Here is a 13,029-nt window from a genome sequence, read left to right as displayed (position 1 = left end):
AATTTGAGCTGTAAGAGGCTTTGGAGGTTGCAAAAGAGATGTTGAGGATCGTCATCAGCTGCCTGATCGGGTTTGTGGTGGCCGCTCTGGCGGGCCGGGTGCTCATTCCCGTGCTGCGGCGCATGAAGGCTGGCCAGTCCATCAAGGAGATTGGCCCCACCTGGCATATGTCCAAACAGGGTACCCCCACCATGGGCGGACTCATGTTTATCATCGCCGCCATCGTGGCGGTGGCCGCTCTGAGCTGGCAGGATTTTGCCGCTGGGAAGTTCGGCGGCGGATTTGTTCTGCTCTTTGCCCTGGTGTTTGGCATCATCGGCTATATCGACGACTATTTTAAGGTAAAGAAGCATGAGAACACCGGCCTGACCGCCCCCCAGAAGTTCATTCTGCAGCTGGCGGCAGCCATCCTGTTCACTGTGCTCATGCGCAACTTCGGCTATCTGACCCCCGATCTGTATATCCCCTTCTTCAACGTGACCCTGTCGGTGCCCTGGCCGGTGTACATGGTCTTTGCCGCCTTTGTCATGGTGGGCTGTGTCAACGCCGTCAACATCACCGACGGCATCGACGGCCTGGCCAGCGGCGTTACCATGCCGGTGATGCTCTTCTTTACCGCCGTGGCCTGTTGGTGGGGCCACTATGAGCTGGGCATTTTCTCCGGTGCTCTGTTGGGCGGCCTGGCCGGTTTCCTGATCTACAATTTCCATCCTGCTAAGGTATTCATGGGCGACACCGGCTCCCTCTTCCTGGGCGGCGCGGTGTGCGGCCTGGCCTTTGCGCTGGATATCCCCCTGGTGCTCATCCTGGTGGGCATCATCTACATTGCGGAAACCCTGTCCGACATTATACAGGTTGGATACTTTAAGCTGACCCACGGTAAGCGGATCTTCCGCATGGCCCCCCTCCACCACCATCTGGAGATGGGCGGCTGGAGTGAGGTCAAACTGTTCTGCGTGTTTACCGGGATTACCCTGGTGATGTGCGCGCTGGCTTTCTGGGGGGTCATGTACCGCTGACCCATTGGCATCGTGATACGGGAGGTGACAGACCATGGTAAAACGCAGACGAGACCTGACGGTGATGCAGCAGCTGGCCCGGGGGCCTATCGACATCCCGTTTCTGATGCTGGTGGTGATCCTTACCGCCATTGGCGTGATTGCGGTGTTTTCTGCGTCTTATCCCACCGCCATGCAGGAGGGGCTGGATCCGGCCAACTATTTTATCAAGCAGGCTGGGTTTGGCGTGGTGGGCCTGATCGCCATGTTCCTGATCTCCAAGATCAACTATCAGACCTTCCGTGGTCTGTCCATTTTCGTGCTGGGCATCTCCATTATCCTGCTGGTGCTGGTCATTCCCTTCGGCTACGGCAAGAGCACCGTGGGTGCCCAGCGGTGGATCAGTCTGCCCATCATCGGCGGTTTCCAGCCCTCTGAGATCGCCAAGGTGGGCGTCATCATGTACTTCGCGGCCCGCCTGTCCAAGCGCAATACGGAGAAGCACAAGCGGCTGCCGCCCCGCCACCCCCTCAGCGGCCTCTATGCCTGGCTGGATGAGAAGGGGGTCCTGGAACCCATCCCCTATTTCCTCATCCTGGGTCTGGTGGCCATTCTGATGCTGATGGAGCCCCATATGTCGGGTACCATCCTGGTGCTGGTGGGGGGCGCCTCGGTGCTCTTTGCCGCGGGTATTAAGCTGTACTGGTTTATCGGCGGCGGCGCCGTGGCGGCAGCAGGTCTTTTCTTCATCATGACCCAGACCAGCTACATGGCTACCCGTCTGGCCATCTGGAAGGACCCGTGGAACGACGGAATGAATGGTCGGGACAAGGGCTTCCAGATCATCCAGTCCCTCTATGCCATTGGTTCCGGCGGCCTGCTGGGCGTGGGCTTCGGCAAGAGCCGCCAGAAGTTCCTCTACCTGCCCGAGTCGGAAAACGACTATATCTTCTCCATCTGGTGCGAGGAGATGGGCTTTGTAGGGGCGGCCATTGTTATTCTGCTGTTTATCCTGCTGGTGATCCGGGGGTACTGGATCGCCGTCCATGCCCGGGACCGCTTCGGTGCCCTGCTGGTGGTAGGCATTACTACCCTGACGGCTGTACAGGTTTTTCTGAACATCTCTGTGGTCACCAACCTGATCCCCTCCACTGGTATCTCCTTGCCATTCTTCAGCTATGGAGGCACGGCATTGATGATCCAGTTGGCGGAGATGGGTATGGTATTGTCAGTATCACGACAAATACCGGCGCCCAAACAAGAATAGTGCGATGCAGGAGGGAAATGGGTAAATGAAAATCCTCTTTACCTGCGGCGGGACCGCGGGTCATGTGAATCCCGCGGTGGCCCTGGCCCAGATGTTTCAGGCCCGCAATCCGGGCTGTCAGGTGCTTTTTGTGGGAGCCGACGGCGGTATGGAGACCCGGCTGGTGCCCAAGGAGGGCTATGAGATCCAGACGGTGACCATTACCAACTTCCAGCGGTCCATCACCCCGGCGGCCATTGGACACAACATTAAGACCCTGTTGAATATGAATAAGTCCAAGAAGCAGGCCAACGCTATTCTGGATCGGTTCCGGCCCGACCTGGTGGTGGGTACCGGCGGCTATGCCTCCTATCCCGTGGTCAACGCGGCGGCAGCCCGTGGGATCCCTACCGCCGTCCACGAGTCCAACGCCGTTCCCGGCCTTACTACCAAGACTCTGTCCAAGGTGGTGGATGCGGTGATGGTGGGCTTTGAGGAGAGCCGCAGCCACTATGACGCCCCCTCCAAGGTGGTGGTGACCGGCACCCCAGTTCGAGAGGACTTCTTCCGCTATAACCGGAAGGAGGCCCGGGAAAAGCTGGGCTTTACCGACGGACGGCCTCTGGTGGTATCGGTGTGGGGCAGCCTGGGCGCCAAGGTGATGAACGAGCAGATCACCGACTGTATCGTCCGGGAATGCCGGGCGGGCGCGCCCTGGCGGCACATCCACGGCGCAGGCCGCAACTATGAGCAGGTCCTGGCCGGTTTGAAAGAGCAGGGCGTTGACCTGGCTCAGTATCCCGGCGTTGAGGTGCGGCAATACATCTATGATATGCCTCTGGTGATGGCAGCGGCCGACCTGGTGCTCTGCCGGGCCGGTGCCTCCACCATCGCGGAGCTTACTGCCATCGCCCGGCCGGCGGTGCTGGTACCATCCCCCAATGTGGTGGCCGACCATCAGACCAAGAACGCCCGGGTGCTGGCCAATGCCGGCGGGGCGGTGCTGCTGCCCGAGAGCGAGTCCAGCGGTGAGAAGCTCTACAATTTGGTCCATCAGCTGCTGGCTGATCCCGACCGCCGGGAAAAGATGAGCCGGGCTTTGCGGGAGATGGGCTCTCCCGACGCGGCGGAAAAAATCTATCAGACTCTGAAGGAATTGTTGGAAAAGCGGGCAAAATGAACCGGCCTTCCATCGGACGCATAGGATGGCGTACATAAATCCTGAATGCGGAGGATGGAAGCTATGAGTGCATACGTGATAGAAGGGGGCCGGCCGCTGGAGGGTTCCGTGATGGTCCACGGGGCAAAGAACAGTGTGCTGCCCATCCTGGCCGCCTGTCTGTTGGCTCCGGGGGCCTGTGTGATCCAGAATTGTCCCCGCCTTTCCGATGTGGAGGCCTCCCTGGCCATCCTGCGCCACCTGGGCTGCAGGGCGGAATGGCAGGGGGACGGCGTGGTGGTGGACGCCTCCGCCCCCAGCCGCTGGGATGTGCCCGACGCTCTGATGCGGGAGATGCGTTCCTCCGTCATCTTCCTGGGGGCCATCCTGGGGCGGATGGGACAGGCGCGGCTGTGCGCGCCCGGCGGCTGTGAGCTGGGACCCCGCCCCATTGACCTACATCTGGCTGCCATCCGTGCCCTGGGGGGCAGGGTGGAGGACCGGGAGGGGGGACTTTCCTGTTCCGGCAGGCTGCGGGGCGCGGACATCGTCCTCTCTCTGCCCAGCGTGGGGGCCACCGAGAACGCCATGCTGGCAGCGGTGTGCGCTCAAGGTACCACTACCATCACCAACGCCGCCCGGGAACCGGAGATTGTGGACCTCCAGGGCTTTTTGCAGGCTTTGGGCGCCCAGGTCCGGGGGGCGGGCAGCTCGGTCATTACGGTGGAAGGGGGCATCCCCCTCCACGGCGGAGCCTATCGGGTGATGGGTGACCGGATCGTGGCTGCCACCTACCTGGCGGCGGCTGCCGCCGCGGGAGGCGACGTAGAGGTAACCGGCGTAGACTGGCGCACCCTGTCCACGGTGACGGCAGTGCTGAAGGAGGCCGGCTGCCAGGTACACAGTGAGGTGGACCGGATCTGCCTTGGAAGTGGCGGCGTGCTGAAGGGAGTGCGTCCGGTGCGGACGGCCCCCTATCCCGGCTTTCCCACCGACGCCCAGGCCCCTCTGATGGCGGCCCTGGCAGGGGGGACCGGCTGCACGGTCTTTGTGGAAAATATGTTTGAAAGCCGGTACCGCCATGTGGATGAGCTCATCCGTATGGGGGCGGACATCCGGGTGGAAGGCCGGGTGGCTGTGGTGTACGGGGTGTCCCGGCTCCACGGAGCCACCGTTATGGCCTCCGACCTGCGGGGCGGGGCCGCCCTGGTAGTGGCCGCTCTGGGGGCGGAGGGGACCACCACCGTCACCGGTTTGCACCATATTGACCGGGGCTATCAGTCTCTGGAGTACGATTTGCAGCGGCTGGGGGCCCAGATCCGGCGGGTGTGAGATAAGTTTGAGGAAATCGTAAGAATTTCTTAGCAAAGAATCAACCATTCTGTGCGAGGATGGAGAAAAAAGAACAGGAGAACGGCACAATGGCGGCAAGACGGAACAGAAAAAGACGGCGGCGGAATCGGGGGCGCTTTGGCGTCCTCTATAAGCTGCTGTCCATTCTGCTCATCTTTGCCGCCATTTTGGTAGGCTGCATCATCTTTTTCCGGGTGAACACCATGGTGGTGGCAGGCAATTCCCGTTATACGCAGGAAGAGATTCTGTCGGCTGCCGGCGTGGAGAAGGGGGACAACCTGTTCACGCTGAACAAGTACCAGATCGCCGACCGGATTTTGACTCAGCTGCCCTATGTGGATGACGTGGCCATCAGCCGAAAATTGCCCGACACCCTGATTTTTGAGGTGACGGAGAGCACCGGTGTAGCCTGGGTAGAGAGCGGCGGCAGTTACTGGCTGCTGGACGACAAGTGCAAGCTGCTGGAGGTAGGAGATGCCGCTCTGGTCCAGGGCAAGCCCCAGGTGCTGGGCCTGGACCCGGTCAACCCAACGGTGGGCAATGTGCTCACCGTGGCCCTTGAGCAGCAGGACAAGCTGGAGCGGCTCCAGGCCTTTTTGAAGGCCATTCGGGGCCGGGTGATGACAGGAAGCCTGAAGAGCTTTATCGATCTGTCCTCCGGCAATGAGATCCGCTTCGGCTACGGCGAAAATCTGACGGTGATCTTCCCCATGAACGGCGACTTTGACGAGGAGACCTACGAGCTGAAGCTGGCCCTGGAGACCATGGATGAGCGGGGCCTGCCCCGGACGGGTACTCTGGACCAGAATTATGATGAGCGGGAGATCCATCTGCTGCCCGAACGTTGGCTGCCGGAGGGTTGGAGTCCTCTGGAGGTTCCCACGGAGCCCACGCAGCAGCCGGAGAGCTCTGGCGGAGAGACCCAGACGGAGACCACAACTCCTCCGGAGGAATCCGTGCAACCGGAGGAATCGGTCCAGCCGGAGGCGCCGGCCCAGCCGTCCCATACGCCCACGGTACCGGAACAGGCGCCGGAGCAATAAGAGCAAGGAGTATTTCATGGCAGAAAAGAAACGACGCAACAAAGGCGAGTTTGCTGTGGTGGTGGTGTGCATCATCGTGGGCTATCTGTTGGCAGCACAGCTGCGGACGGTCCAGCTCACCGGTGCGGCGGACGCCACCAATGCCAGCCGCCTTGAGACCCTGCAGGAGCTGTATAACGAGCAGAGCAAGCAGAACGACGCCCTGGAGGATCAGGTGGCCCAGCTGCAGGGCGAGCTTGCGATTTACCGGGACCAGGCGGCCTCCGGCGACGAGGGCAGCGAGGCCCTGCGGAAGGAAGTGGAGCAGCTGGAGATCACCGCCGGCCGCACCGATGTGGAGGGGCCGGGCGTCACTGTAATCCTGGAGGACTCCACCCAGAGCAATGTGACCGGTGAAGAGGCGGACTATCTCATTCACGACAACGACCTGCTGTCGGTGGTCAACGAGCTGCGCTCCGCCGGGGCGGAGGCCATCTCCCTCAACGGGGAGCGTCTGCTGGCCAACAGTGAGATCCGCTGTACCGGCGCGGTGGTGACGGTGAATGGCCGGCGGTATGCCGCCCCCTATGTGATCTTTGCCATCGGCGATCCGGATACCCTGTACAGCGCGCTTACCATGCGCAACGGCGTGGTGGATGTGCTGAGCCAGTGGGGCATTTCGGTGAAGGTGACAGCCAGCGATCTGCTGCTCATCCCCAAGTACAACGGCACGGTGGAGTATCAATATGCCCACACTGTGGTGCCGGAGAGTGAAGAGGGGGGCGAGTAAATGCTGGAATTGATCGGTTTGCTGGTGGGTGTGCTGGTGGGCATTCTGGTGCCCTGGACCATTCCCAGTCAATATTCCCTCTATGTGGCCGCCGGACTGCTGGCGGCGCTGGACTCCGCCCTGGGCGGCTACTGCGCCCGGCTGGAAAAACAGTTCCGGCTGTCGGTGTTCCTGTCGGGCACCATCGGAAACGCCGCCATCGCCGCTTTTCTCACCTGGTTGGGGCAGAAATTGGGCATCCCTCTGTACCTGGCGGCAGTGGTGGTCTTCGGCACCCGTATGTTCCAAAACTTTGCTAAAATCCGGCGGGAACTATTGACCTCGAAGCAAAAGAGAGATACAATAAATCAACTAGATATAGTATCTTCCCATGAGGAGGACCAAAGATAACAGGTCCTGCCTCTTCTACGTGTGTTTTTCACGAATACGTTCTACATAGGAGGAGCAGTTATGGCGTTTGGACTGGACACCGGGCCGGATAATGTGGTCACGATCAAGGTGATCGGTGTCGGCGGCGGCGGCAACAACGTAGTCAACCGGATGGTGAAATCCGGAACCAAGGGTGTTGATTTTATCGCTGTGAATACGGACAAGCAGGCGCTTGCCGTTTCCAGTGCGACCTTTAAGATTCAGATCGGTGAAAAGCTCACCGGCGGTCAGGGCGCGGGCAGCGACCCCGAGGTGGGCCGTAAGTCCGCCGAGGAGAGCCGCAACGCGGTTTCCAAGGCCCTGGAGGACGCCGACATGGTGTTCATCACCGCCGGTATGGGCGGCGGCACCGGCACCGGTGCGGCTCCCATCGTGGCTGATATCGCCAAGGAGATGGGCATCCTCACCGTGGGCGTGGTCACCAAGCCCTTCAACTTTGAGGGCCGCCGGCGTATGATGCAGGCGGAAAAGGGCATTGAGGAGCTGCGTACCCGGGTGGACAGCCTGGTGATCATCCCCAACGAGCGGCTGAAGTTTGCCACCGATCAGAAGATCACCTTCCAGAATGCCTTCGAGATCGCCGACGATGTGCTGCGTCAGGCGGTGCAGTCCATCTCCGACCTGATCAAGAATACCGGCTTCATCAACCTGGACTTCGCCGACGTGACCGCCGTCATGCAGAATGCCGGTATGGCTCACATGGGCGTTGGCCGGGCCGCCGGCAAGAACAAGGCCGAGGAGGCCGCCAAGATGGCCATTTCCAGCCCTCTGCTGGAGACTTCCATCAACGGCGCCAAGGGCGTGCTGGTCAATGTTACCGGCTCCGTGGACATCGGCCTGGAGGAAGTGGAGACCGCTGCCAACCTGGTGCAGCAGGCCGCCCATCCCGACGCCCTCATCATCTTCGGTGCCGCTTTCGACGACACCCTGGAGGACGAGATCCGGGTTACCGTTATTGCTACCGGCTTTGAGGAGCTGGAGGGCGCCATGCCCAACAAGCCCTTCACCGCCGCTGCGGAGAAGAAGACTGGGGCCCAGCCTGCTCAGCAGCCCGCTGGCGGTCAGGAAGCACCCGCCGCACCTGCCGAGGACGATCCCTTCGACGATATCTTCAAGATTTTCAATCGCAACCGCTGAGGAAGCGGCTGATTGATGGCGCAAAACAACCCCCGTTCCGCTTTGGCGGAACGGGGGTTTTCTGTTTGGAACGCGCTTAGATGCGGGCGATGCCCTGTTCTCTGGCCTCCTGGGCCACGGCGTCGGCTACCGCGTCTGCCACCGTCTTATCCAGGGCGGAGGGCAGAATGTACGCGGCGGTGAGCTGGTCGTCGGTGACCAGGGCGGCCAGAGCCTTGGCGGCCCGGATCTTCATGCCCTCAGTGATCTCCCTGGCCCGGACGGCCAGGGCGCCCTTGAAGATGCCGGGGAACACCAGCACGTTGTTGATCTGGTTGGGAAAGTCGGAGCGGCCGGTGCCGATGACGACGGCGCCGCCCTTCTTGGCCTCATCGGGCATGATCTCGGGGGTGGGGTTGGCCATGGCAAAGACGATACCCTGATTCATGGTGGACACCATCTCGGCGGTGACCAAGTTGGGCCGGGACACGCCTACAAAGGCGTCGGCTCCCTTGAGGGCGTCGGCCAGGGTGCCGTGCTCGTGGTTCAGGTTGGAGATGTGGGAGATCTCCTCCTGACCCGCGTTGAGGCCCTCGTCTCCCTCGCAGATGATGCCGCCCAAGTCGCACATGACAATGTTGCCGAAGCCCATGGAGATGAGCAGCTTGCCGATGGCAATGCCGGCGGCTCCGGCGCCGTTGATGATGATCTTCATCTGGCCCAGGGTCTTGCCGGTGACTTTTGCGGCGTTGAGCATGGCGGCGGCCACCACGATGGCGGTGCCGTGCTGGTCGTCGTGGAACACGGGGATATCGCACACCTCTTTCAGGCGGCGCTCCACCTCAAAGCAGCGGGGGGCGGCGATGTCCTCCAGATTGATGCCGCCGAAGCTCTTGGAAATGAGGACGATGGTCTCCACCAGCTTATCCACGTCCTTGGTGTCCACACAGATGGGGAAGGCGTCCACCCCGCCGAACTCCTTGAACAGGGCGCACTTGCCCTCCATCACCGGCATACCGGCGGCGGGGCCGATGTCCCCCAGACCCAGCACGGCAGAGCCGTCGGTGATGACGGCCACCAGATTGCTCCGGCGGGTGAGGCGGAAGGACTGCTCGTAGTCCTTGGCAATGACCCGGCAGGGCTCGGCCACGCCGGGGGTGTACATCAGGGACAGGTCCTCACGGGTCTGGATGGGTTTGCGGGAGATCACTTCGATCTTGCCCTGGAGCTGATAGTGGAGGTCCAGAGCCTGCTGATTGATATCCATGAAAAAGCCTTCTTTCTTAAACCATTTCTTCCGGATGGAATACTTCGTCAAACTGCTCCGCCGTCAGGAAGCCCAGGCTGACGCAGGCCTCCTTCAGGGAGATCCCCTCGGCGTGGGCCTTCTTGGCGGTCTTGGCGGCGTTGTCATAGCCGATGTAGGGATTGAGGGCGGTGACCAGCATGAGGGAGTTGTGCAGGTTGTGGCGGCACTTGTCCCGGTTGGCGGTGATGCCCACGGCGCAGTTGCGGTTGAAGGAGTCCATAGCGTCGGCCAGCAGCCGCACCGACTGGAGGAAGTTGTAGATGCACACCGGCATAAAGACATTGAGCTCAAAGTTGCCCTGGGAGGCGGCCATACCCACTGCCACATCGTTGGCCATGACCTGAACGGCCACCATGGTCACCGCCTCGCACTGGGTGGGGTTGACCTTGCCGGGCATGATGGAGGAGCCGGGCTCATTCTCGGGAATATGGAGCTCGCCCAGGCCGCACCGGGGGCCGGAGGACAGCCAGCGCACGTCGTTGGCGATCTTCATCAGGTCGGCGGCCAGAGCCTTCAGGCCGCCATGGGCAAAGACCAGCTCGTCCTTGCTGGTGAGGGCGTGGAACTTGTTAGGAGCGGTGACAAAGGGCTTGCCGGTGAGCTGACTCACCGCCTGAGCCACGGCGGTGTCGAAACCCTTGGGGGCGTTGAGGCCAGTTCCTACAGCGGTGCCGCCCAGGGCCAGCTGGTGGAGTGCGGGAAGGGCCAGCTCCAGCAGGGCCTTGTCCTTCTCCAGGCTGGAGCGCCAGCCGCTGATCTCCTGGGCCACGGTGATGGGCACCGCGTCCTGGAGATGGGTGCGGCCGCTCTTCACCACGTCCTGATTTTCCCCCTCCAAGCGCTTAAAGGTGGAGATAAGGGCGTCCAGTGCGGGGAAGAGCTTGTCCTCCAGCTCCACCGCAGCGGCAATGTGCATGGCGGTGGGGAAGGTGTCGTTGGAGGACTGGGACATATTGACGTGGTCATTGGGGTGGAGCAGCTTTTTGCCCGCCAGCTCATTGCCCCGGTTGGCCACCACCTCGTTGACGTTCATGTTGGACTGGGTGCCGCTGCCGGTCTGCCATACCACCAGGGGGAAGTGGCCGTCCAGCTGGCCGGCAATCACCTCGTCACAGGCCTGGGAGATCACATTCAGCTTTTCCTCGTCCAGCTTGCCCAGGCTGTGGTTGGCCATGGCGGCGGCCTTTTTCAGGATACCAAAGGCACGGATAATCTCCTGGGGCATCCGCTCCGTGCCGATCTTGAAGTTCTGGTAGCTGCGCTGGGTCTGAGCGCCCCAGTAGCGGTCGGCGGGCACCTGCATCTCGCCCATGCTGTCCCGTTCGATCCGATATTCCATGTATTGACCATCCCTTTCTCCGTCTGCGGACGGCGCCATTCTAATGTCTGCATTTTAGCACAGTTTCTGTCGGGATAAAAGTCTGACACCTGGAAAGAGCGCCCTTTTGTGTCGGATTTGTGCTGTCCGCACAAGGAAGAGGGGGGCGAAAGCAGGCCCCCCTGCTTGTTGCCACAAAAATCTTTTTCTGGTAGGCTACTCCCTTGACAGGAGCGGAGCAAGCACTTATACTAATTTCAGTTGTGAACAAAGGCGTTCCGGCCCGGGGGGCGGAGCGCCTTCTTTGCTATCTGAATCTATGATTTTGATGAGAGAAAGGGGCCCCTGTCATGCCGCACTCCAAAGAAGATATCATCCGCATGGTACGGGAAGAGGACGTGAAATTCATCCGTCTGCAATTCACCGACATTTTCGGCCAGCTGAAGAATGTGGCCATTACCGCCTCCCAGATCGAGAAGGCGGTGAACAATCAGTGTATGTTTGACGGTTCCTCCATCGAGGGCTTTGTCCGTATCGACGAGTCCGACCAGTACCTCTATCCGGATTTGAAATCCTACCGGGTATTTCCCTGGCAGCCCCATCACGGTAAGGTGGCCCGGCTGATCTGTGACGTGCACAATACCGACGGCAGCCCCTTCGCCGGCGATCCCCGCTATGTGCTCAAGCGTGCTCTGCAGAAAGCCAAGGATATGGGATTTGATGCTTTCAACGTGGGACCCGAGGCCGAGTTCTTCCTGTTCCAGACCGACGACGAAGGTAAGCCCACCACCAAGACCAACGACGAGGCCGGCTACTTTGACCTGGGTCCTCTGGACCACGGCGAGTCCACCCGCCGGGAAATCTGCCTGGCCCTGGAGGCTATGAAGTTTGAGATCGAAGCTTCCCACCACGAGTGTGCAGAGGGCCAGCATGAGATCGACTTCAAGTACGAAGAGGCCCTTCACGCTGCCGACAACATCATGACCTTCAAGCTGGCGGTCAAGACTCTGGCCCAGAAGAACGGGCTCCACGCCACCTTTATGCCCAAGCCTATCTACGGCGTGGCCGGCTCCGGTATGCACACCAATATGTCCCTCTTCCGCAACGGTAAGAACGTGTTCTATGATCCCAACGGCGAGCGGGGTCTGTCCAAGGAGGCCTACGCCTTCATCGCCGGCCTGCTGGCCCATGTGAAGGGTATGGCCGCCATCACCAATCCCCTGGTCAACTCCTACAAGCGTCTGGTGCCCGGCTACGAGGCCCCCTGCTACCTGGCTTGGTCCGCCTCCAACCGCTCCGCCCTCATCCGCATCCCTGCCTCCCGGGGCCAGTCTACCCGTGTGGAGCTGCGCTCCCCCGATCCGGCCTGCAACCCCTATCTATCCTTTGCCGTGTGCCTGGCTGCCGGCCTGGACGGCATCGAGAAGGGTCTCACGCCTCCCGCCGAGATCACCGAGAACATCTATGCCATGGACAACGCCGCCCGGAAGGCCCACGGCATCGACTCCCTGCCCGGTTCTCTGGAGGAGGCCATCCGTGCCCTGGAGGCCGATCAGCTCATCCTGGATACCCTGGGCGACCACGTGGCCCAGAACTACCTGGAGGGCAAAAAGAAGGAGTGGGAGGAGTACCGCACCCGTGTGTCCTCCTGGGAGCGGGAAAGATACATCATCAACTATTGATCGCCTGTCCACCCCAGCGGAATTGACCGGATATGGAAAAGGTGATTGTAGCTTTTGCCGGCCTGCAAAACGGCAAGCGCATCCGGGAGATCTTGGAGCGGTCGGGTACCGCAGCCTGTCTGCTGTGTACCTCCGCCGACCAGGTGCGCCGCACCGTCCACGAGCAGCAGGTGCCCGCCGTGGTATGCGGCTACAAATTTGCCGATGGCCCGGCGGAGCTTCTGTATGAGGATCTGCCCTCCTTCTGCCATATGTTGATGGTGGCATCCCAGAGTCAGCTGGACCTGGTGCAGAATCCGGAGATTTTGCGGCTGAGTGCTCCGGCATCCCGCAGTGAGCTGCTGGGTGCGGTGGAGGAGCTGCTGGCGCAGGTCCATGCCCAGCCCCTTGGACGCAGTCAGGAGGAACGGGACTGCATTGTCCAGGCCAAGGCCAAGCTGATGACCGAGGGCCTCAGCGAAGAGGAGGCCCACCGCACGCTCCAGAAGAAGAGCATGGCAGCCGGCGTCAAGCTGGCTCAGGCGGCCCGGATGATTCTGGACCGTTGGTAAGGAGCATAAAATAGCAGGAGACGAAGCAGTCTCGCGGCGGCGGTCCGGGACAGGAC

At 61.2% G+C, this 13,029-nt stretch carries 12 protein-coding genes; 10 read left to right on the top strand and 2 right to left on the bottom strand.

All coding sequences use genetic code 11. From position 1 onward, the window contains the following. Positions 1-38 precede the first annotated feature (38 nt). The 8 genes from mraY (at position 39) to ftsZ (ending at position 8,134) form a co-directional block, all read left to right on the top strand. Positions 39-1,019 carry a phospho-N-acetylmuramoyl-pentapeptide-transferase gene (mraY, locus tag B5G42_RS15175; protein WP_087188115.1) on the top strand — a complete coding sequence of 327 codons (981 nt, stop codon included), beginning with the start codon at positions 39-41 and terminating at the stop codon, positions 1,017-1,019. A gap of 34 nt (positions 1,020-1,053) precedes the next feature. Beyond that, entirely contained in the window at positions 1,054-2,265 is a 1,212-nt protein-coding gene (locus B5G42_RS15170; RefSeq protein ID WP_242955361.1) for an FtsW/RodA/SpoVE family cell cycle protein, read from the top strand. Between the two features lie 25 nt (positions 2,266-2,290). Beyond that, a complete protein-coding gene (murG, locus tag B5G42_RS15165; RefSeq protein ID WP_087272094.1) occupies positions 2,291-3,424 on the top strand; it encodes an undecaprenyldiphospho-muramoylpentapeptide beta-N-acetylglucosaminyltransferase in 1,134 nt (377 codons plus the stop codon). Positions 3,425-3,487: 63 nt separating this feature from the next. Beyond that, positions 3,488-4,735 (top strand): UDP-N-acetylglucosamine 1-carboxyvinyltransferase, encoded by a 1,248-nt coding sequence (murA, locus tag B5G42_RS15160; RefSeq protein ID WP_087272091.1) that lies wholly within the window; start codon positions 3,488-3,490, stop codon positions 4,733-4,735. Between the two features lie 89 nt (positions 4,736-4,824). Then, the gene (locus tag B5G42_RS15155; RefSeq protein ID WP_087272088.1) at positions 4,825-5,799 is read left to right on the top strand and encodes a cell division protein FtsQ/DivIB; all 975 of its coding nucleotides are present in this window, start codon (positions 4,825-4,827) and stop codon (positions 5,797-5,799) included. A gap of 16 nt (positions 5,800-5,815) precedes the next feature. After that, positions 5,816-6,568, top strand: coding sequence for a DUF881 domain-containing protein (locus B5G42_RS15150; protein ID WP_087188119.1), 753 nt, complete (start codon positions 5,816-5,818; stop codon positions 6,566-6,568). Then, the gene (locus B5G42_RS15145; RefSeq protein WP_087272085.1) at positions 6,569-6,958 is read left to right on the top strand and encodes a small basic family protein; all 390 of its coding nucleotides are present in this window, start codon (positions 6,569-6,571) and stop codon (positions 6,956-6,958) included. A gap of 60 nt (positions 6,959-7,018) precedes the next feature. Next, on the top strand, positions 7,019-8,134 hold the full coding sequence (gene ftsZ, locus B5G42_RS15140) for a cell division protein FtsZ (RefSeq protein ID WP_087272082.1): 1,116 nt from the start codon (positions 7,019-7,021) through the stop codon (positions 8,132-8,134). 76 nt (positions 8,135-8,210) lie between these two features. On the opposite strand, the gene B5G42_RS15135 is transcribed toward ftsZ, so the two are convergent. Together B5G42_RS15135 and fumC are read right to left on the bottom strand one after the other, a co-directional pair. Further along, entirely contained in the window at positions 8,211-9,380 is a 1,170-nt protein-coding gene (locus B5G42_RS15135; protein ID WP_087272080.1) for an NAD(P)-dependent malic enzyme, read from the bottom strand. A gap of 16 nt (positions 9,381-9,396) precedes the next feature. Then, entirely contained in the window at positions 9,397-10,761 is a 1,365-nt protein-coding gene (gene fumC, locus B5G42_RS15130; protein WP_087272076.1) for a class II fumarate hydratase, read from the bottom strand. 329 nt (positions 10,762-11,090) lie between these two features. Here fumC and glnA point away from each other — a divergent pair, with 329 nt between their 5' ends. Beyond that, entirely contained in the window at positions 11,091-12,422 is a 1,332-nt protein-coding gene (gene glnA / locus B5G42_RS15125) for a type I glutamate--ammonia ligase (protein WP_087272074.1), read from the top strand. 32 nt (positions 12,423-12,454) lie between these two features. Further along, entirely contained in the window at positions 12,455-12,973 is a 519-nt protein-coding gene (locus tag B5G42_RS15120; RefSeq protein WP_087272071.1) for an ANTAR domain-containing response regulator, read from the top strand. The last annotated feature ends 56 nt before the right edge of the window (positions 12,974-13,029 follow it).

The organism is Flavonifractor sp. An91 (assembly GCF_002159225.1).
Lineage (GTDB): Bacteria > Bacillota > Clostridia > Oscillospirales > Oscillospiraceae > Flavonifractor > Flavonifractor avicola.
This window is presented reverse-complemented; position numbering and strand designations above follow the sequence as displayed.

Excerpts from the sequence above, each read along its gene's own strand:
- mraY (WP_087188115.1), top strand. The coding sequence starts at position 39 with ATGTTGAGGATCGTCATCAGCTGCCTGATCGGGTTTGTGGTGGCCGCT.
- B5G42_RS15170 (WP_242955361.1), top strand. The coding sequence starts at position 1,054 with ATGGTAAAACGCAGACGAGACCTGACGGTGATGCAGCAGCTGGCCCGG.
- murG (WP_087272094.1), top strand. The coding sequence starts at position 2,291 with ATGAAAATCCTCTTTACCTGCGGCGGGACCGCGGGTCATGTGAATCCC.
- murA (WP_087272091.1), top strand. The coding sequence starts at position 3,488 with ATGAGTGCATACGTGATAGAAGGGGGCCGGCCGCTGGAGGGTTCCGTG.
- B5G42_RS15155 (WP_087272088.1), top strand. The coding sequence starts at position 4,825 with ATGGCGGCAAGACGGAACAGAAAAAGACGGCGGCGGAATCGGGGGCGC.
- B5G42_RS15150 (WP_087188119.1), top strand. The coding sequence starts at position 5,816 with ATGGCAGAAAAGAAACGACGCAACAAAGGCGAGTTTGCTGTGGTGGTG.
- B5G42_RS15145 (WP_087272085.1), top strand. The coding sequence starts at position 6,569 with ATGCTGGAATTGATCGGTTTGCTGGTGGGTGTGCTGGTGGGCATTCTG.
- ftsZ (WP_087272082.1), top strand. The coding sequence starts at position 7,019 with ATGGCGTTTGGACTGGACACCGGGCCGGATAATGTGGTCACGATCAAG.
- B5G42_RS15135 (WP_087272080.1), bottom strand. The coding sequence starts at position 9,380 with ATGGATATCAATCAGCAGGCTCTGGACCTCCACTATCAGCTCCAGGGC.
- fumC (WP_087272076.1), bottom strand. The coding sequence starts at position 10,761 with ATGGAATATCGGATCGAACGGGACAGCATGGGCGAGATGCAGGTGCCC.
- glnA (WP_087272074.1), top strand. The coding sequence starts at position 11,091 with ATGCCGCACTCCAAAGAAGATATCATCCGCATGGTACGGGAAGAGGAC.
- B5G42_RS15120 (WP_087272071.1), top strand. The coding sequence starts at position 12,455 with ATGGAAAAGGTGATTGTAGCTTTTGCCGGCCTGCAAAACGGCAAGCGC.